This window comes from Parabacteroides sp. AF17-3 (genome assembly GCF_003635445.1).
GTDB classification, from domain to species: Bacteria; Bacteroidota; Bacteroidia; order Bacteroidales; family Tannerellaceae; genus Parabacteroides; species Parabacteroides goldsteinii.
In genome coordinates this window covers 1-19,969 of the sequence record NZ_QTMM01000019.1, presented here as the reverse complement: position 1 = coordinate 19,969, position 19,969 = coordinate 1, and the positions used below count along the sequence as shown (strand labels likewise).

Sequence of the window (19,969 nt, the reverse complement as noted above, 5' to 3'; positions counted from 1 at the left end):
TGTGATGCAAATGTACGAATTTATGCATACAAAGTATATAGTATACTATACATATAATTATTCCCCTATATATCGTTAGTTGGAAAATAAACCTGTATATTTGTCACAATATTCTAAAAAACAATGACGGAAGATATTAAAAAAGCCTGCGAAGTGATGCAGGAAGGGGGGATAATCCTTTATCCGACAGATACTATCTGGGGGATCGGTTGCGATGCGACCAACGAGGATGCCGTACAGCGTGTGTACGAGTTAAAGAGAAGAGCAGACAATAAGGCTATGCTGGTTCTTATGGATAGTTCTGCCAAATTAAATATGTACGTGAACGATATTCCGGATATTGCCTGGGATTTGATAGAAGTAGCGGATAAGCCGCTGACAATTATTTATTCGAATGCGAAGAACCTGGCAAAGAATCTGCTGGCTGACGATGGCAGTGTAGGTATCCGTATTACTAATGAAGAATTTTCCCATAAGTTATGTGAGCGTTTCCGTAAACCGTTGGTCTCTACTTCTGCCAATGTGAGCGGGGAATTGTCTCCGGCCAATTTCTCTGAAGTGTCCGAGGTGATAAAGAATGGTGTGGATTACATCGTTTCCTACCGCCAGGATGATATGAGCAAGGCACAACCGTCGAACATCATTAAATTGGGTGCCGGAGGTCTTATTCAGGTGATTAGATAATAATGAAAAGAAGCAGAGAGGCCGCAAAATACATATTATCGGATTTTATATCGGCAGCCGTAGCCTGGTTTTTATTTAACTGGTTGCGCTATGAAGAATTGGCAGTATATGAGGGCGCTACTTCCTTTACCAGTTATCTGGGGTATATGCAGGTGCTGAAAGGACAGTTGTTCGTTCCGTTCTTCTGGCTGATCTTATATTATTTTTCGGGTTACTACAACAAACCATTCGGTAAGTCTAGGCTGACGGAGTTATTCTCTACGTTCGTGACGACATTAATCGGAGTGGTATTTATATTCTTTGTTGTGGTGCTGAATGATTTGCCTCGCTCTTTCCATATTTATTATGAGTTGTTCTTTGTCCTTCTCGGATTGCAGTTCTTTCTGACGTATATTCCCCGCCTGGCAATTACACAGAGCGGTTTGCGGAAGATTAAGAGCCGGGAGTTGGCAATGAACGTACTTATTATCGGTGCCGGGAAGAAAGCGGTCCGCATTGCGGGTGATTTGTACCGGATGGGATACCATATTTCAGGTTTTATTCCCGAAGACGATGCGACTCCGGTGGAAGTGGAGAAAGAGCTGGTTGCCGGAACTTTATCCGGATTGGCTTCGGTTGTGGCAGATAAGAAAATTGATGAACTGGTACTGGCTGCCGAAACGGAGGACAACAAAAAACTGTTGACGATTTTGTATTCGCTTTATCATTATAAACTGCCGATCAAGGTGCTGGCGGATAAGTTGAGCATGTTGTCGCAGGTGAAGATAAAGACAATCCGTGGGATTCCGCTGGTAAATGTGACGGAGAATAACCTGTCGGCGGTGGAAAAGAATATAAAGTTTGTGATGGATAAGGTGGTCTCTGTACTGGTCTTGCTGATACTCTCGCCGATGTACCTTTATATAGCCTGGCGGGTGAAGAAAGATTCGCCGGGACCGGTCTTTTTCCGCCAGGAACGGATTGGATATATGGGGAAACCTTTTTATATCTATAAGTTCCGGACGATGTATGTGGATGCGGAAGATAACGGTCCTCTGCTTTCATCGGAGAAGGATAAACGGATTACTCCGTTCGGCCATATATTGAGGAAATACCGGCTGGACGAGTTTCCGCAGTTCTGGAATGTACTGAAAGGCGATATGTCAATCGTCGGTCCACGGCCGGAACGGAAGTATTTTATCGACCAGATTGTGAAAAAAGCTCCTTTTTATTATTTGTTACATAATGTGAGACCGGGTATTACTTCATTGGGAATGGTGAAATACGGTTATGCCAATGATGTCGATAAGATGATAGAGCGTTTAAAGTATGATATATTATATTATGAAAATATGTCGTTAGTGCTGGATATAACAATTTTGATTTATACGGTGAGAACGGTATTTACAGGTAAAGGTATTTGAAATGGCAAAAGAAGGTTTATTTTACAGGTTCCTGTTGTGGAGGGACAAGCATATAAAAGAAAAGCATTTTATTCTGGTAATCAGTTTTCTGGTCGGGATATGCACGGCAGCGTCTGCGATTATCCTAAAACAGTTGATACACCTAATTCAGCATTTGCTTACCGGAAATTTTGATGTGAGCGGGGTGAATTACCTGTACCTGCTTTATCCGGTAATTGGTATTTTGCTGGCAGGTTTGTTTGTAAAGTATATTGTGCGTGACGATATCAGCCATGGGGTAACGAAAATCCTCTATGCTATTTCGCAGCGCAAAAGCCGTATCAAGCCTCATAATACCTGGACTTCTATTGTGGCCAGTTCGGTGACGATCGGGTTTGGTGGTTCGGTAGGAGCGGAGGCCCCGATTGTACTGACAGGAGCGGCCATCGGTTCCAATCTCGGACGCCTGTTCCGGATGGAGCAGAAGACGTTGATGCTGTTGGTCGGTTGCGGTGCGGCAGGTGCAATTGCCGGTATCTTTAAGGCGCCGATTGCCGGGTTGGTTTTTGTGATCGAGGTCTTGTTGCTCGACCTGACGATGACGTCGGTGTTGCCTTTGCTGATTTCATCGGTGACGGCGGCGACGGTTTCCTATATTTTTACGGGGACGGAAGCGATGTTTAAATTCTCGCAGACAGAAGTGTTCGAGATAGAACGTATCCCGTACGTGTTGTTGCTGGGCGTCTTCTGCGGATTGGTTTCCCTTTATTTTACGCGGGTGATGAACCGGGTGGAAGGGATGTACCGCAAGTTGGGGGTGTATTGGAAGAAGTTCCTGCTCGGCGGTGTTATGCTGAGTGTGCTTATCTTCCTTTTCCCTCCGTTGTATGGTGAAGGTTACGACACGATTGGCTCGCTGCTGAACGGGCAGTTCTCCCATATAATGGATAAGAGTTTGTTCTATGATTTGAATGATACGTACTGGGGAATACTGGTATTCCTGTTCCTGATTCTGCTGACTAAAGTGTTTGCCTCGAGTGCGACCAATGCCGGCGGGGGATGCGGTGGTATCTTTGCACCAAGCTTGTATCTGGGCTGTATTTCCGGTTTCCTTTTTGCGCATGCTTCCAATTATTTCCCTTTCACCATGTATATTTCCGAGAAGAATTTTGCGTTGCTGGGGATGGCGGGAATTATGTCGGGTGTCATGCATGCACCGCTTACCGGTGTGTTCCTGATTGCGGAACTTACCGGTGGATACGACCTTTTCCTGCCGTTGATGATTGTTTCCATCAGTTCGTACCTGACGATTCTGATGTTCGAGCCTCACAGTATCTATTCGATGCGTCTGGCACAGAAAGGCGAATTGCTGACCCATCATAAAGACCGCGCCGTACTGACTTTGCTGAATACGGATAGCGTGATTGAAAAGGACTTCCAGGTCGTTTCTCCGGAAATGTCGCTGGGAGATATGGTGAAAGTGATAGCAAAGAGCGGACGTAACTCGTTCCCGGTAGTCGATGAAAAGGGCGTTTTGCTGGGAATCGTGTTGCTGGATAATATCCGCAACATTATGTTCCGTCCGGAGTTATATAACAGGTTCCATGTATCCAAGTTCATGGTGTCGGCTCCGGCTAAGATATGTATCGGGACACCGATGGAGCAAATCATGGGTATTTTTGATGATACAAAGGCCTGGAACCTTCCCGTAGTGGATGAAGAAGGACGTTATGTCGGCTTTATGTCGAAATCAAAGATATTTAATTCATACCGCGAAGTATTGGTAGAAAACTTTTCAGGAGATTAAAAAGATGGAAAAAAAAGAGTTACGGATTGTATATATGGGCACCCCCGATTTTGCGGTGGAGAGCCTGAAAGCCTTGGTCGAAGGCGGATATAATGTAGTAGGAGTAATTACGATGCCGGACAAACCGGTCGGACGTCACGGAAGTGTCTTGCAGGCAAGCCCGGTGAAGGAATATGCCGTGTCGCAGAACCTTCCTGTCTTGCAGCCGGAGAAGTTGAAAGATGAGGCATTCCTCGCAGAGTTACGTGCTTTGGAGGCTGATTTGCAGATTGTGGTCGCCTTCCGCATGCTGCCGGAGGTTGTCTGGAATATGCCCCGTTTCGGAACATTCAATCTTCATGCGTCTTTGCTGCCGCAGTACCGCGGGGCGGCTCCCATCAACTGGGCGGTGATTAATGGCGATACAGAAACGGGTGCGACCACCTTTTTCCTGACACATGAAATAGATACCGGCAAGATTATCCGTCAGAAACATTTGCCGATAGCCGATACGGATGATGTCGGAATCGTACACGATGCCCTGATGACTATGGGCGCCGGCCTGGTGACGGAAACGGTGGACTTGCTGCTGGAAGGAAAAGTGGATGCCGTTCCCCAGGAAGAGTTTTTTAAAGACCCGGCAGAACTTCGCCCGGCTCCGAAAATATTTAAGGAAACCTGCCGGATAAACTGGAATCAACCGTTGAAGAAGATATATGATTTTGTTCGCGGACTCTCTCCTTATCCTGCTGCATGGACGGAGTTGGTTGCTCCGGACGGAAGCCGCATGGCGTTGAAAGTGTATAAAACGGAAAAGCGTCCGGCTTCGCATGACCTGGCAACCGGCACTATCTGTACGGATGCAAAGAGTTATGTCGATGTGGCTGTTGAAGACGGTTATATTCGTCTCCTGACATTGCAGCTGGCCGGAAAGAAACGGATGGAAATAAAAGATTTCCTCAACGGTTTCAAACAAATCGGTGATTATACAGTAGAATAATAATGAAGGAAACCAGGCGCATTATCTATATAACACTGGGTTCTTTCTTCCTGATATTGGGAGCAATCGGCATATTTGTTCCGTTGCTCCCGACTACTCCTTTCTGGTTACTTACCTGCTGGTTTTATATCCGTAGTTCCGAAAAGTTATATAACCGGGCGATGGATAACCGTTATTTCGGACCGTATATCCGGAATTATCTGGTAGACAAAGCAATCCCGTTACGTTCAAAGATTATCTCGGTGGCGGTGATGTGGCTGTCTGCCATTCTTACTTCTCTTTTCCTTATTGAATATCTTTGGGTGAAAATCTTGCTGATCCTGATAAGTATCGGGGTGACCTGGCATATTCTTTCGTTTCCTACAAAAAAGTAAAATTTCTTTAGCCGTATATAATTAGGCGAGTAACGGATAGATACTGTAATAATGGTAATTATATCTGTAATTCGTCTACCAGCGACCTCGCCGGATTGTTCTATTTTTGTATCATCAATAAAAACAAAGAACTCGGTTTATGAACTTAATAAAAAAGAGTAAGTGGCGTATGGTAGCAGGAATAATTATAGGTATACTGATCGTATTGGGAGTGGCTGGTATTGCATTTGTTAACCAGCCGAGTTTCGGACGTCTGCCCAAAGGCGAACGGCTGGAAAAAATCAAACGTTCGCCCCAGTACAGGGATGGGGCATTCCAAAATCACCGTCTCACGGAAGTGGTGACTTCGGAAGGTGGGCGCTTACGGGCTATGTGGAAGTTCCTGTTTTCAAAACCGGAAAGACTTTATCCCGATAAACCTGTGCAGGCAATTAAGACCGACCTGAAAACCTTGCCGGAAGACTCTGACTGGATGGTCTGGTTCGGTCACTCTTCTTATCTGCTCCAGTTATCGGGAAAGCGTGTGCTGGTCGACCCGGTTTTCTGTATGGCTTCGCCCGTATCTTTTGTCAACAAGCCGTTTAAAGGCACGGATATTTATAAACCGGAGGATATGCCGGAGATTGACTACCTGGTTATTAGCCACGACCACTGGGATCATTTGGATTATCAGACAGTGGTGCAGTTGAAAGAACGGGTACGGAAAGTTATCTGTCCTTTAGGCGTAGGTGAGCATTTCGAGCGTTGGGGATATGACAAAGAGAATCTGGTGGAACTGGATTGGAAGGAAGACGCCTTGCTGGACAATGGTTTTACCGTTCATTGCCTGCCTGCCCGTCATTTCTCAGGACGCGGACTGACTCCCAACCAAACTCTTTGGGCTTCTTTCCTGCTTGAAACTCCTTCACGTAAGGTCTATATAGGAGGTGACGGCGGTTACGACACGCATTTTGAAGAAATCGGCCGCCAATATCCGCACATTGATCTGGCTATTCTGGAAAACGGACAATATAACGAAGATTGGCAACATATCCATCTGATGCCGACTGCCCTGGGTGAGGCTGCCCGCGATCTGAAAGCGAAAAGGCTCGTCACTGTCCATCATTCCAAATACGCACTTGCCCGTCATCCCTGGGACGAACCGTTGAAGAATGAACTTGAAGCAGCTACCCGAAACTCACTGGACCTGATTGCTCCGGAGATCGGCGAGGTAGTAGAGTTGGAGGTCCGGTAATTTCCTGCGGAGGGAACTCCAGTTTCCCAGGCAGGAAACTGGAACCCCTTAGCAAGTAATTATCTTGTTTCTTTCAATGCATCTTCCAGACTGATGCCTAACGCATCGGCAACGCCTTTGCCATAAGCTGGATCGGCTTTGTAACAGTTGCGTACGTGACGTTGCTGGATGAACAGTTCGGCACCACCGATCTGGCGGGCGGTGTTTTCGAATAACACCTGCTGTTCGTCGGGCGGCATCAGGCGGAATAAAGCACCCGGCTGGCTGTAATAATCGTCATCGTATTCGCGTTCGTTATAATTATAGATGTCGCCGTTCGCTTTCAAAGGCGGTTCTTTCTTTTCGGGAGAGTCCTGCCATTCGCCATAGCTGTTCGGTTCGTATCCTTTTGCGGCACCATAGTTTCCGTCTACACGCATAGCTCCATCGCGGTGATAAGCATGGAAAGGACAGCGGGGTTTGTTTACCGGTATTTGTTCGGAGTTGACTCCCAGACGATAGCGTTGTGCATCGCCGTAAGAGAAAAGGCGTCCCTGAAGCATCTTGTCGGGAGAGAAGCCGATACCTTCTACTGTATTTATCGGGTTGAATGCGGCTTGTTCCACATCGGCGAAATAGTTTTCCGGATTACGGTTCAGTTCGAGGATGCCCACGTCTTGCAGTGGAAAGTCACCGTGCGGCCATACTTTTGTCAGGTCGAACGGATTGATACGATAGTTGTCTGCCTGCTCTTCCGTCATCAACTGAATCTGGAATTTCCATTTAGGGAAATCTCCCTTTTCAATGCTTTCAAACAAATCACGCTGATGCGACTCGCGGTCTTTGGCGATGATTGCTTCTGCTTCCTGGTCTGTCAGGTTCTTGATTCCCTGTAATGTCCGCAGGTGGAATTTCACCCAGATACGTTCGTTCTTTGCATTGATAAAGCTATACGTATGACTACCGAATCCATGCATGTGACGATAGGAGTAAGGGATTCCACGTGAGCTCATTGTGATGGTAACCTGATGCAATGCTTCAGGAAGTAACGTCCAGAAATCCCAGTTGTTGTTTGCACTGCGCATGTTCGTTTTCGGATCTCTTTTGATGGCGTGGTTAAGGTCGGGAAACTTCAGCGGGTCGCGCAGGAAAAATACCGGAGTATTGTTTCCGACTAAATCCCAGTTACCTTCTTCCGTATAAAACTTCATGGCAAAGCCGCGGATATCACGTTCGGCATCGGCCGCTCCGCGTTCGCCGGCAACAGTGGAGAAGCGGACGAAACATTCGGTCTGCTTGCCTACTTCACTGAAGATTGCTGCTTTTGTGTACTTTGTAATGTCATGTGTGACGGTGAAAGTACCGAATGCTCCGGAGCCTTTGGCATGCATACGTCTTTCGGGAATAACTTCGCGGTCGAAATGGGCCAGTTTCTCCAAAAACCACGGATCTTGTAACAACACTTGTCCACGCGGACCTACTGTCTGGATGTTCTGATTGTCTGCTACGGGACGACCGTTGGCAGCTGTGAGTTTCTTGTTCTCCATAGATGAATTTTTTATCTGTATATAGTCGACGACATTCTACCCTTGAATATTAATGTAACCGAACGGACACAGCTTTTGTTTTTAATTATTGAACAAAAGTAAAATGTTATTCAGCAGAAATCAAATAGGTAATTTTGATACGTGGATAAGGGTTATTTATCAGGAGAAACAACAAACGGTTGTCCGGCCTGATAAAGATTTGGTATTAATCATCAATCTCATTTGGTTTTTCAGATTATTGTAGTATATTTAGCCTTCAGGAATCAAGGCGTTTGCCTAATTGTTGGCTTTGAATAAAAATATGAACTAAAAAAACAGAATAACGCATATGACTGATCTGACTATAAACACTTTATATGAAAACAATCTTTCACTGGAAGGATCGACCCGTATTGATTTTACGAAGACTGTAAATTATATATCAGCTCACACCTCTTTGGATATAGGGATTGTAAAGAACAGATGTCCGTCCAGTTACCATATATCGAATCTTTTATTAAGGAAAGCGCAGCTATTATATCGGAATAATGATGTTTCCTGGATAGAGGCAATCGCTGCTTTCGAAGAACTGCATGCAGAATGTTTGCAGAAAGACAGAAAAAATGCGATCGGAGCGTTTACTCTTGCTTTGGATATTTTTAAGTGGATCAGTGAAGGATCAGATTACTTGCAGTCTGTCTATAAAGATGATGTGGAGCAGAAGCGGGAGGAAATCTTTCGGCGGATGGATAATTTGCAAGGGAAAATAGAAGCATGTAAATGCATTTTGGATAAAAGGACCGAATCTCGGCTGGCGAGCATACTGTTCAGGTTGAAAGCGAGCGGGAATCTTTGGCATGCAGAAAAAGAAATCCGGCAGATATTATATCTTTTATCCTATGACACGGATGTTCTGACGAATGCTTTGATGTTGGTTGTCCGTTTGATTAATGAACTGATAGCAAGCAAGCGAATCGGGAAAAACGAACTTGCAGAGTTATACAGCCTGTTAAAAAGAAAAGCGCAGGCGGTGGAAGATAAGACTGCCGAAGTATGGTACATGGATGAATGGAACACTGTCCATCCGGTTATTACGAATGCGATACAAATACATGCTTTCCTCTACCTGGTATCGAAAGAGGCAGATGTTGCCGATTCTGACCGGGCGGTGATCGCTGCACGTATTTGCCGGTATTTATCCCGTATCCCTTCTGTTTATGGCGGTGTACTGAAAAATAAATCGTATACGCTGCTAACCGGAGAGAATCGGCTGAATGGCAAAATCCGCTGGGACAGTTTGTGTGATTATGATGAAAGGCGTATGTTGGAACAACTCGTTACGATACCAATTGAAGATGCTGCCTGTCCTGTTTTTGAGCAGGCACTTAAGTGGCAACAGTATAGCAATGTATCGAATACGCTGACACTCGATAACGATGGTTTTACGCTCAGTACACATTTGCCCCATGCTTCCCTTTTATGGAAAGGGCGCAAAGACCGGGTATCTGTGTTGAATAACAGGTTGTTTGTGGCCTTATTCGATAAACCGGTCTGTTCGTTCGATGCCTGTAAGACCATAAAAGATTACAGGTTGTACTGGAAGCAACTGGCGGAAGATTTTCCTCTTTCTTTGCAGGGCAGCAAACCGGTTGTCGAGATGTTTCCTGAAGAAGAAGCGTTTATTGCGAAGAAGTCGGAAGAAGAATTTCCGGGGATTGTCTATCCTTCGCCTGACGAGCGGGTAAATATTCGTATTTTATCGATTAATAAAGAATCGATGTCGATGTATGCGGAAATAATCGACAAAACTTATCAGGGAATGAAAGCCCGTTTGCCTTTTGCCTATATCAATTCCTGTTATAGCATGATTCCCGGATTTTCCGATCTGTTTTCTGTCAACCAATTGTTTCAGGCTAAAATAAAAGAAGTGGAGAAAGGTGAAATTCTTTTATCCCTGATACAGGATTTCAATGAATTTATTTATCCGGAATGTGTACGGCGGAAAGCATTGCAGGGGAAGGTAGTCGAAGTTCGTGACGGGAAAGTCTGGTGGTTGCTTTCGTCCGGAGCTACGGCTACGACTGCTTTGACCTCGCATAAAAAATACCGGATCGGAGATATCTTTAAGGTTGAATATGTCGGTCTCCTTTCCCACAAACTGAAAAATACGATCAATGTGCAGTCGCATGTGCCTCGTCCTGACCATGCGGCTTTCGACCGGTCCGTGTTGGAGAATATACGCGATTTCTTTATATTTCTGACAAAAGAGATTTATAAAGGAGACGGCGATTCCGTGTTATTGACCGATCAGAAGAAAGAGAATAACCCTTTTTTCGTCGCCCTGAAAGATCTGAGCCTGGAAAATGTGAATATTACTCCTTGCGATATGAAAGAAAGCAAAGAAGTAGTGGAAAAAGAGGTGAAGAGCACGCTTGCTGATAACCCGGCATTAACGATCGAACTGGTGCGCGAACTGATCTTTTGCGTGGATTCGCTGGTTTTGGAACTGGATGATTCTACCGAACGGTTCAATGTATATAACATATTGAGTCTCTTGTGTAACTTCACCGGCAACCAGGCGTTGGCTCGTTATTACCAACTTTGTGCCGACTATATATATAATGTAGAAGTGCTGATGACGGAGCCTTATCATACCCGTTTTTCGGAAGCGAACATACAAAAGTTCCGCGATCTGCTGAAGAAGATGGAGCTCATGGATATAAACCGTTATGGCCGCAATCTGAAACAGTGCCGGCAGGTGATACGGGTGATGCAGACGTTGTATGAAAAAGACTCTTTCTCGCTCTTGAACTCTTTTATGCAGGACAAGAACCCGCTTGTTTCGGAATTGGCCCGCTATTTCAGTATTGTTCGTTTTCTGAGGGAGAAAGATACGGAGTTGCAGGAGGTTATCTATAAAAGCATCAATTTGCTGCTGGGCTTTAAGGATCCCGGGAAAGAAAAGAAGACATATGTTCCGGTCTACTTCGGGCATGAAGGCATGGAGAAGGAATTTAAGACATCGGCCTTTATTCATGCCAATAAAAATGCCGGCGAAGATCAGAGTGTCGTCCTGGCCCGTGTCATAGCCTCTTTCATGAATACAGACGGAGGAACGCTTTATATCGGCGTCAACGACAAAGGCTATCTGAACGGGTTGGCAGAGGATTTGAAATTTGCCCGTAACGACAGTGATGTCTACCTTCGTGAAGTCAACAGAAGTATCATTTGCCAGTTGGGAGAAAAAGAAGAAGACCGGAACCGGTATCAGGAAAATATCCGTTGCCGGATCTATGAATATGAAGACGGGAGGATGGTATTGGCCTTTAGGGTGGTGCCGATCAATGAAGTGGTGAAGGTGAAAGGGGTTGTATATACCCGAACAGGCAGTTCAAGTATGGCAAAGGCGGTGTGCAACGTGGACGAGTTTGTTAAACAAAGGCGTACACTGAAACTGGATTCAACACCTAAGAAGCCTGAGTTTCCGGTATTCTTCAGCGAGGAACGGAAAGAATACATTTTTAAGGTACAACAAGACAATAATGTGCAACAGGAGATTTTTCTCCTGCCGGAAGTAGAAGTAAAAGAGGAGACCGTTCTTCCGCCAATGCGCGAGATAAAAAAAGACAGTGAGAAGGGAAAAGCTAAAAACAAAGCGTATGCGTGCAAAACATCCGGTTTGCGAACGAACCCCCTGATAAAGAAACCGGACCACGGATATACGCCGGGGTACTTATTCGTTTCTTTGTTTGCCAACGGAAAGATCGCCAGTTCTCCCAGTCCCAAAATAGGTGTTTGGGGAGGCGAGGGAAAAGTCCTGTTCTCGTATAATCCGGAAGATAAAGAGGATATCCTGGTTGCAGTTTTCGCCAATGGCGAGGTCGGCCTGTCGAATCTGAAAAAAGGAATATCGCAACCCAATACTCCACTGGCATTCATCGATTCGGTAGACGGACTGCTCTTTTTGTCTCCGGCCCATAAAACAGACTATCTTTTGCTGATCGCGGATAAAGACGGGGAGAAAAGATTCCGTATTATAGCATTGGATGATTTTGAAAAGTCGATGAGCATTCAACCCCGTAATACGCTTGTACTCGAACCGGATAAAGGAACGTTCGTCTATGCAGAGATCCTGTCTCCCGAACAGGTCGGAACCCTTAATGAAGATAAATTGTCGTTGAAGGAATTTGACCAGTACAATGCCGGGCGGCGATGGGAACATACCATTTATAAATCGGATGTGGAAGTACTCAGTTCTATGTGTGGGATTACTTTCTGATCACATTGAGTGATCATTCCGCAACAGAATAGATAAGAGGATGCGTCGAAAAGTTACAGCCTTTTGGCGCATCCTCTTTTTATAATCTAAAGACCTGCATCAGGCTTTAGTTGCAGTTTTATTGGGAGAGGCTTTGTCCAGCCATTTCTCCTGGAAGGTTTGCATCCATTCGTAGAAGCTGGGGATAAAGGCGGTCGCAAAAATCGTATTGATGGCCATACCGAATACAACGGCTGCCCCCAATGATACACGGCTGGCTGCTCCTGCTCCGGTGGCAAACAACAACGGCATGACTCCGAGTACAAAGGCGAACGAAGTCATCAGGATAGGACGCAGGCGGACGTGTCCGGCTTCGAGGGCCGCTTCGCGTATCGGATTACCGGCGGCACGGTAGTCGCGGGCAAATTCGACAATCAGGATACCGTTCTTTGCGGAGAGGGCTATCAACAGGATAATCCCGATTTGCGTATAGACGCTGACGGGCACTCCCATAATGAAACAACCGAGAATGGCTCCCAGCAAGGCGATTGGCAATCCCATGATGGCTGCCAGCGGACTTGTCCAACTTTCATATTGTGCCGAAAGAACCAGGAAGGCCACCAGTAAAGCCATACCGAATATCAACATCGTGGTCGAGCCGGCTTTGGTCTCCTGATAGGCGACGGAGGTCCATTCGTAACCGAAATTGTCGCCCAGCTGTTCCTGTATGAGTTCTTCCATGGCCTGTATGGCTTCTCCCGAACTGTATTTCGGATTGGCAATACAAGTGATGGAGGCAGAAGAATACATATTATACAGGTTAATCTGGTCCAATCCCAATTGTTGTTTCGCTTCTGTAAAAGCGGAGAAAGGAACCATCTTGCCGGAACTGTTTTCCAGACTCAACCGCATAACATCATCGATGACCTTCTGCGCCTGTCCGCCGGCTTCAATCTTGACCTGATAGATACGCCCGAACTCGACAAAGTCATTTACATAGGCGGCTCCCATGTAATAGCTGAGGGTGGAGAAGACATCGCTCAATTGTAATCCCAGCAGCTGCACCTTGTCGCGGTCGATATTCAGACGGTATTGGGGGACATTCGCCTGATACATACTGGATAAACTCAGAAGTTGAGGTTTGGTACGGTATGTTTCCAGCAATGTCTGTATGGCATGCTGCATTTCGGTCGGTCCCAGGTTCTTGCGGTCTTCCAGTTGGAGTTGCAGGCCGCCGGAAGCACCCAGGCCGGGAATGGCGGGAGGAACCAAAGCAAAGATTTGCGCTTCCTGGATGCCATAGGCTTCCCGGTTGAAGCGGGTGACGACATCTTGTGCCGTATGACCTTTCCCTTTTCGTTCGCTCCAGTTCTTCAGTACGACAAAATAGGTACCGGTATTCGACAGTTCGCCGCCTCCCATCACAGAGAAACCGTTTATTCCCATATAGGTTTTGACTTCCGGATAAGTGTCCAGTATCTTGTTGATTTTCTGGCTGACGGCTTCGGTGCGTGGCAGGCTCGAGGCCGGCGGCAACTGGCTGGAGATAATGAAATATCCGTCGTCTTCTTCCGGGATGAAGGTCGAAGGCCAGCGCATGAACATGACGGCTGCCGTAGCTGAAACGATCAGGAAGATTATCAATGTGACCAGCTGATGTTTCAACATGCGGTCGACAACATCATCGTAGATCTTCTGTGTTTTGTCGTATACCTTATTGAAGGCTTTGAAGACGACAAACTTCGGGTCGTTAGTGACGCGCAGGAACAGGGCGCAGAGTGCCGGTGTCAATGTCAATGAGTTGATGCCGCTCAGGACAGTTGCGGCAGCAATCGTCAGGGCAAACTGTTTGTAAAGCTGTCCGGAGATGCCGCCAATAAAAGTGGTCGGGATAAATACCGCCAACAGCACCAATACGACACCGATAACTGGCCCGACGAGTTCGCTCATTGCTTTTGTTACCGCTTCGCGTGCCGTATACTTCCCGGTATCCATGTATCGCGACGAGTTCTCGACGACAATGATTGCGTCGTCTACCACAATGGCAATCGCCAGGATCAATCCGAATAACGTTAATGTGTTGACCGAGAATCCCAATGCCCCCATGACAGCCAGTGTTCCTATCAATGAAACAGGAATACTGAGGCAGGGAATGATTACCGCCCGGAAATTCTGGAGGAAAAGGAAAATAACCAGGACAACCAGGGCTGTTGTTTCCAGGAAAGTCACCAACACTTCGTCGATAGAAGCGTTGATGACTTCTGTCGTGTCGAGGGTAACGCCGTATTCGACGCCTTGCGGAAGGGTGGAGGCTATCTCTTCCATCTTTGCCCGTACGGCTTTGGATACTTCCAGCGAGTTGGAGCCGGGCAGCTGGTAGATGGCAATGGCGGCAGCCTGTTGTCCCCGTAACCGTGAAGTCACGTTGTAGGAGGAGCTGCCCAGTTCGATACGGGCAATATCTTTCAGCCGGAGTATTTTACCGCCTTGCTCTGTCCGCAGGATGATATTGCCAAATTCCTCCGGCGTAGTCAGCCGGCCTTTTACGGTCAGGGTGTATTGATAAGGATTGTTCGCCTCTGCAATTGGCTGCCCTACATAACCGGCAGAAACCTGCCTGTTCTGTGTGGAGATAGCCTGGAAAACCATGTCCGGCGTCAGGTTGCGGATGCGCATGACTTCGGGGTCGAGCCAGATACGCATACTGTAGTTGCCGGCTCCCATGACACTTACCGAACCGACTCCCGGCAGACGGGCCAGCTGGTCGGTCAGGTTCAGGCTGGCATAGTTGCTCAGATAAAGTCCGTCGTAAAGAGAATCCCTGGAGGTGAGGGAAAGCATCATCACGATGTTGGATGATTGCTTTTTAGTCGTGATTCCTTGTACGATTACTGCTTCCGGCAGACTGCTTTGTGCAATGCTGACACGGTTCTGTACCATGACGGTTGCCATGTCGATGTCCGTACCGACAGCAAAAGTGATGGTCAGTGAGTAAGCGCCCGAACTGGAGGAGTTGGAGCTCATATAAAGCATTCCGTCCACACCGTTCACCTGTTGCTCGATCGGCAGTCCGACAGTTTGTGCAACCGTCTGCGCATCGGCTCCCGGATAAACGGCCGAAACCTGTACGGTAGGCGGCGTGATATCCGGATATTGGGCGATGGGTAATACGTTGAGTGTGACCAATCCCGCAACCACGATAATCAGGGCAAGAACGGTGGCAAAGATGGGTCTGTTTATAAAGAATTTTACCATGACGTTCTTATTTTATAGGGGTAATACTCATTCCGTCACGCACTTTCAATAAAGCGGTGGTGACGTAACGTTCGTTCGGTTCAAGTCCGCTGACGACCTGGCGTAAGGTATCGTCTACCAACTGTCCCGGTTCTATATGACGGTACCGTACGATATTGGAATCGTTTACGATATAAAGATATTTGCCCAGCTGGTCGGTGCCGATAGAGGCGTCGCGTACCAGGACGGCATCCCGTTTTTCGCTGTAGGGCAGGGTGATGGTGACGTATAATCCGCTTTTCAGTTCGCCGTCCTTGTTATCCAGGTTGGCACGGACATTCAGTGTTCCGGTCGACAGGTCGACATTGGGAGAGAAATAATCCAACTGTCCGGTGTAGTTTTGCCGTCCGTTGTCTCCCAGATGTACGGCGATTGTTTCCGGCAGTTTGACGGTCGAATCGTTTTGGGCGGCGGTAATCATCATTTTCATAAACTGGTTATCTTCTATATTGAAGTTGACGAACATTTTGTCATCTTTATAAAGGGTAGCCAGCGTGACGGGTTGCGCCGCCCCGTTGATATAATTGCCGATGTCGTAAGTGGCCCGGGTGATTCGTCCGTCGAACGGGGCACGGATATAGCAGTAGCTGAGGTTGGTGCGTGCCGTATTCAGTTCGGCTTCCGAATTACGGACGGATGCTTCCATTTCCTGTGCGGTCGATTGGGCCTGCAATACCTGTATCTGGCTGACGGCTCCGCTTTTGGCGGCTTCTTTCATCCGCTCGTAATTGCTGCGGGCATAGTCGAGTTGCGCTTTGGAGGTTTTGAGTGCCGCCTCAGCCTGGGTCACATTATCCTGATAAGTGTCGGGCTCGATCACGAAGATGAGTTCTCCCTTCTTCACTTTGCTGCCGGCCACCAGGTGGGAAGTCCGGAGATAACCGTTTACCCGGGCCACCAGATTGACGGTCAATTCCGAACTCAGATAACCGGGATAGTCTTTTGTCAGCGTAATATCTTTTACTTCCGGTGTTGCCACGCTGATGGAAGGGGCGGCTGTTTCCGCCGGTTGCTTTTTCCCTTTGCACGATGCCAGCGTAAGGACCGACAAGGCGATCAGGGCGATTCTGACAGATGTTTTCATATTTGTGTTTTTTAGTTTGGTAAACTACCTTTCTTAATACCCGTTTTCGTCCCAGCCTCCGCCCAGTGCCTGGTAGAGCTGAATCAGATAGACGAGCGACTGGCCTTTGGCTTGTGTCAATTGATTCTCATACGACAGCAGCGAGCGTTGCGCATCCAGTACATTCTGAAACGGCGTCAGTCCCTGTTTATACAGGTCGAGTGAGAGATCGAGCGTTTGCTGGCCCTGGTTGACTACTTCGCGGAGGGCGACGATTTGTTTGATGGAGTTTTTATAGGAACTCATCGCGTTATCGACTTCCTGTACGGAGGTGAGGACGGTTTCGTTGAACTGCCTGATTGTTTCGTCTAACTGGGCTTTTGCCAGGCGGGTTGCCTGTGCCAGTTTGCCTCCCTGGAAGAAATTCCAGGAGATGGCGGGTGCGATTTCATATGTCAGGCTGTTATGGTTGGCTATCTTATCGATGTCGTGAGAAGCGAATCCGATGGAACCTTTGACGAAAACCTGCGGCCACCAGTCGGATTTGGATGCACCCAATGTCGCGGCCTGGGCGTTGACTTGGCGTTCGGCAGAACGGATATCCGGACGACGCAGTAACAGGTTGGCGGGGAATCCTACTCCGACGGTTTCGATGTAATCGGGCAGGGGACGCGGATGGTCGATCAGTCCTTTAACGTCTTGCGGATACAGTCCCATCAGCACAGCCAGGGCGTTCGTGTACTGGATGATACCTGCTTCCAGCATGGGGAGCGAGGCCTTGGTACTGTAATATACGGATTGTGCCTGTGCCACATCCAGCTTCGACACCAGGCCGGTTTCATACCTTTTCTGGGTGATTTCGACTACAGCCTGTTGCGACAGACAGTTTTGGGTAACTACATCGACCTCCTGCTGCAATTCACGCAGGTTGATGTAGGCCGATGCGACCTGTGCACAAAGCGATACCATGACGGCGTTGTATTCTTCTTTGGAGGCAGCGAAATTCTCTTTCTGCGCTTTCACCCGGTTACGGATACTGCCGAATACGTCGACTTCCCAGCTCATGGAGAGCGAGGCATCGGCATATTGGGTGATTGTTTGCGGCAAACTACTGGTGTTGCCGCTGCTTTGTTGCCGGTTCCATCCCGCCGATAGTCCCAGCGTCGGTGAATAACTGCCCTGTTGTATGCGCAGGTTGGCTTTCGCCATAGCGATACGATCGGCAGCCATCTGCACAGAATAGTTCTGCTTCACGGCCACATCGATCAGGGAATCCAATACCGGATCATTGAAATTCCTCCACCAGTTGTCATCAACGGGTAGGGTTTGTTGGAAATTACTGTCATTCTCCTGCCACGCTTCCGGCAATGCGTGATCGAGGTACTTATGCTTTGCCTGTGCCATCAGCGTCATTGGCAGAAAAAGGCAAAGCATAGTATAACACCATGTACTTATGTGCATAACTTTTTGTTTAGATTCTACACATAAACATAAAAAAGTCACTCTTGGTTTAATAAAGGACTAATTTTCACAGGATAGTAAAGTGAACGCTATCTTGTTGAACTCAGGCATCATTGTCACTGCCATTATAGAGTGATTTGCATATATTTACTGTTCACCCCGCTTTCAATAACTCCCGACCCGCCTCTATCGCTTTATCAAAAAATCTTTTCAACAAAATCCCCATCGCCTGCTGCTTAACCATCGCCAGCCGCATCTCTTCGTCTATCACCATATTCCCGGCAGGCCGGTAACCGGCCGCTTGCCGCATGGCAGTCCGTTTCGCCTCCGGACTGTCGCGGATAATTCCCCGTGTTTGCAGGGAGAGATACACCCGCGCCGGATAAAGCCGCTCGATCGGACAGCCTGCCCGGTATTGCTCAAACACCCGGCGCAGAAATACCCGTTCGCGCTCCTCCTTGTAAGCCTCGGAGACGGGCGGAAGGGCGGACAGCGATTTCGCTTGCTCGCGCTCCACAACAGCCCGGTATCGCAAATCGCTGGTTTGATAACATTTCAGCCAGCGGGTAATCGTGCGCAGGTTCAATCCCATGAAATCCCCGTATTCACCTTTGGCCCCCAATTCAAAACAAAGGGCGACCTCCTGCAAGGTCAGGCTCGGATATGACTCCTGAAGGTCGGCTGCCAGTTTAGCAATCAAAATACCCAGATCACGGTCATTAGGAGGCGAAAAACCCAGCAAGACATAGGTATGGAATAATATTTGATTTACCGCCGGAAGAATTTCCTCCGGCCGGTACGTCATCAGGCGGCGGTCGGCAATGGCATGTTGCAGTCTGATTTCCAAACTCATACGGCTTGCGAATTATAGATTTTCATGGCTATTTCCGTCGCACGTTTCCCTGTTTCCATCAATTCCTCTACTTTCGAAGAACGTTCCGGCCGACCGGATGAATAGATCACTTTGGGAATATGCTGCTGCGCGCCGCCGGAAAGCTCTTCCGTTTTCAGATTGAAATTGTGGTATCGCCACCAGCCGATGAAACTCTGGCTGTAATCTTTTTTCGTCCGGATCGTATCCAGGCTGAATTTCAGGCGCAGGAAATCATCGAATACGGCCATGGCTCCCCGCACATATTGCAGGACGGCTGTGCCTTTTCCGGAATAACGCACGATGGTGGCCTGCCAGTCTTCGTCTGCCAGCAAAGCATCTTTCCATTGTTCACGCTCTTCATCCAAATTCTGCGGTTCTTCTTTCGGCTCCTCGCACGCGTGTTGTTGCTGTTGTTGTATATTTTCTTTACTTTCCTTTTCTTTTCTTTGTCGCATTTCTGTAACAGAAACCCCCGTTTCTGATGCATTAACATCATTTTCCACGATGTTAATGCAATTAAACTCTTCGGAAATGGGATTTTTGCATCGTTTTACAACTAAAATGTATCTTTCCTGAATACTTTTAGACGTTAATACATGATAACAGTCATATTTTTGTTGATTAAACAAACCAAGCTGCAAACAATAAGCAATTATTTCCTGAATCTTTTCTTCCGTATCTCCCAAACGATCAGCAAGGTCATACACATAATCATCCGACAATTGCAGGAAATACCCCTCTTTTTTGTAAATGTCGCACAGGAGCGTAAAGTAAGCCAGGAAACCAAACGATTTATAGCGGCTTTTCAGTTTACGTACTTGTATATTTTCAAAAATATCGGTATCGACCGGAAAATAATCCAGTCCTTTTTTAATAGGTCTAGCCATGATTATTATAAACTTTTTCAATTATGATTTTGTACCGCACGGATAACCAGCCGTAACGTTTTCAGCATCAGCAGTTCTCCCGGCAGTACGCGTATCACGCACCAGCCTGAGACTGCCGCCTCATTATATTTCTCCATATCACGCAGATAGCCTTCGGGGCGGATATG

Annotated in this window: 13 protein-coding genes; 7 read left to right on the top strand and 6 right to left on the bottom strand. The window is 47.2% G+C overall.

The window, feature by feature from the left end; all coding sequences use genetic code 11:
- Positions 1 to 123 precede the first annotated feature (123 nt).
- The 6 genes from DWW91_RS22505 (at position 124) to DWW91_RS22480 (ending at position 6,460) form a co-directional block, all read left to right on the top strand.
- On the top strand, positions 124 to 684 hold the full coding sequence (locus tag DWW91_RS22505) for an L-threonylcarbamoyladenylate synthase (RefSeq protein ID WP_010802933.1): 561 nt from the start codon (positions 124 to 126) through the stop codon (positions 682 to 684).
- Between the two features lie 2 nt (positions 685 to 686).
- Positions 687 to 2,087 carry a sugar transferase gene (locus tag DWW91_RS22500; RefSeq protein WP_046147232.1) on the top strand — a complete coding sequence of 467 codons (1,401 nt, stop codon included), beginning with the start codon at positions 687 to 689 and terminating at the stop codon, positions 2,085 to 2,087.
- 1 nt (position 2,088) lies between these two features.
- Positions 2,089 to 3,873 (top strand): chloride channel protein, encoded by a 1,785-nt coding sequence (locus DWW91_RS22495; RefSeq protein ID WP_007657143.1) that lies wholly within the window; start codon positions 2,089 to 2,091, stop codon positions 3,871 to 3,873.
- Positions 3,874 to 3,877: 4 nt separating this feature from the next.
- Positions 3,878 to 4,852 (top strand): methionyl-tRNA formyltransferase, encoded by a 975-nt coding sequence (gene fmt, locus DWW91_RS22490; RefSeq protein ID WP_010802935.1) that lies wholly within the window; start codon positions 3,878 to 3,880, stop codon positions 4,850 to 4,852.
- Between the two features lie 2 nt (positions 4,853 to 4,854).
- Positions 4,855 to 5,226, top strand: coding sequence for a YbaN family protein (locus tag DWW91_RS22485; RefSeq protein WP_007657139.1), 372 nt, complete (start codon positions 4,855 to 4,857; stop codon positions 5,224 to 5,226).
- A gap of 139 nt (positions 5,227 to 5,365) precedes the next feature.
- Entirely contained in the window at positions 5,366 to 6,460 is a 1,095-nt protein-coding gene (locus DWW91_RS22480) for an MBL fold metallo-hydrolase (RefSeq protein ID WP_233584553.1), read from the top strand.
- Positions 6,461 to 6,519: 59 nt separating this feature from the next.
- On the opposite strand, the gene DWW91_RS22475 is transcribed toward DWW91_RS22480, so the two are convergent.
- Positions 6,520 to 7,986 (bottom strand): catalase, encoded by a 1,467-nt coding sequence (locus DWW91_RS22475; RefSeq protein WP_048317924.1) that lies wholly within the window; start codon positions 7,984 to 7,986, stop codon positions 6,520 to 6,522.
- A gap of 328 nt (positions 7,987 to 8,314) precedes the next feature.
- On the opposite strand from DWW91_RS22475, the gene DWW91_RS22470 reads away from it, so the two are divergent.
- Positions 8,315 to 12,244 carry a helix-turn-helix domain-containing protein gene (locus tag DWW91_RS22470; protein WP_122328959.1) on the top strand — a complete coding sequence of 1,310 codons (3,930 nt, stop codon included), beginning with the start codon at positions 8,315 to 8,317 and terminating at the stop codon, positions 12,242 to 12,244.
- A 99-nt stretch (positions 12,245 to 12,343) separates the two neighbouring features.
- Here DWW91_RS22470 and DWW91_RS22465 read toward each other — a convergent pair whose 3' ends face one another.
- The 5 genes from DWW91_RS22465 to DWW91_RS28190 all read right to left on the bottom strand — a co-directional run bounded on the left by DWW91_RS22465 (position 12,344) and on the right by DWW91_RS28190 (position 19,802).
- Positions 12,344 to 15,478 (bottom strand): efflux RND transporter permease subunit, encoded by a 3,135-nt coding sequence (locus DWW91_RS22465; RefSeq protein ID WP_122328958.1) that lies wholly within the window; start codon positions 15,476 to 15,478, stop codon positions 12,344 to 12,346.
- Positions 15,479 to 15,485: 7 nt separating this feature from the next.
- Positions 15,486 to 16,601 carry an efflux RND transporter periplasmic adaptor subunit gene (locus tag DWW91_RS22460; protein WP_122328957.1) on the bottom strand — a complete coding sequence of 372 codons (1,116 nt, stop codon included), beginning with the start codon at positions 16,599 to 16,601 and terminating at the stop codon, positions 15,486 to 15,488.
- Between the two features lie 33 nt (positions 16,602 to 16,634).
- Entirely contained in the window at positions 16,635 to 18,041 is a 1,407-nt protein-coding gene (locus tag DWW91_RS22455; protein ID WP_122328956.1) for an efflux transporter outer membrane subunit, read from the bottom strand.
- A 154-nt stretch (positions 18,042 to 18,195) separates the two neighbouring features.
- Positions 18,196 to 18,894: a hypothetical protein gene (locus tag DWW91_RS22450; RefSeq protein ID WP_122328955.1), complete on the bottom strand. Its 699-nt coding sequence runs from the start codon at positions 18,892 to 18,894 to the stop codon at positions 18,196 to 18,198.
- Positions 18,891 to 19,802 (bottom strand): DUF4373 domain-containing protein, encoded by a 912-nt coding sequence (locus DWW91_RS28190; RefSeq protein WP_233584552.1) that lies wholly within the window; start codon positions 19,800 to 19,802, stop codon positions 18,891 to 18,893. The genes DWW91_RS22450 and DWW91_RS28190 overlap by 4 nt, the downstream gene beginning before the upstream one ends.
- Positions 19,803 to 19,969 lie beyond the last annotated feature (167 nt).

Excerpts from the sequence above, each read along its gene's own strand:
- DWW91_RS22505 (WP_010802933.1), top strand. The coding sequence starts at position 124 with ATGACGGAAGATATTAAAAAAGCCTGCGAAGTGATGCAGGAAGGGGGG.
- DWW91_RS22500 (WP_046147232.1), top strand. The coding sequence starts at position 687 with ATGAAAAGAAGCAGAGAGGCCGCAAAATACATATTATCGGATTTTATA.
- DWW91_RS22495 (WP_007657143.1), top strand. The coding sequence starts at position 2,089 with ATGGCAAAAGAAGGTTTATTTTACAGGTTCCTGTTGTGGAGGGACAAG.
- fmt (WP_010802935.1), top strand. The coding sequence starts at position 3,878 with ATGGAAAAAAAAGAGTTACGGATTGTATATATGGGCACCCCCGATTTT.
- DWW91_RS22485 (WP_007657139.1), top strand. The coding sequence starts at position 4,855 with ATGAAGGAAACCAGGCGCATTATCTATATAACACTGGGTTCTTTCTTC.
- DWW91_RS22480 (WP_233584553.1), top strand. The coding sequence starts at position 5,366 with ATGAACTTAATAAAAAAGAGTAAGTGGCGTATGGTAGCAGGAATAATT.
- DWW91_RS22475 (WP_048317924.1), bottom strand. The coding sequence starts at position 7,986 with ATGGAGAACAAGAAACTCACAGCTGCCAACGGTCGTCCCGTAGCAGAC.
- DWW91_RS22470 (WP_122328959.1), top strand. The coding sequence starts at position 8,315 with ATGACTGATCTGACTATAAACACTTTATATGAAAACAATCTTTCACTG.
- DWW91_RS22465 (WP_122328958.1), bottom strand. The coding sequence starts at position 15,478 with ATGGTAAAATTCTTTATAAACAGACCCATCTTTGCCACCGTTCTTGCC.
- DWW91_RS22460 (WP_122328957.1), bottom strand. The coding sequence starts at position 16,601 with ATGAAAACATCTGTCAGAATCGCCCTGATCGCCTTGTCGGTCCTTACG.
- DWW91_RS22455 (WP_122328956.1), bottom strand. The coding sequence starts at position 18,041 with ATGCACATAAGTACATGGTGTTATACTATGCTTTGCCTTTTTCTGCCA.
- DWW91_RS22450 (WP_122328955.1), bottom strand. The coding sequence starts at position 18,894 with ATGAGTTTGGAAATCAGACTGCAACATGCCATTGCCGACCGCCGCCTG.
- DWW91_RS28190 (WP_233584552.1), bottom strand. The coding sequence starts at position 19,802 with ATGGCTAGACCTATTAAAAAAGGACTGGATTATTTTCCGGTCGATACC.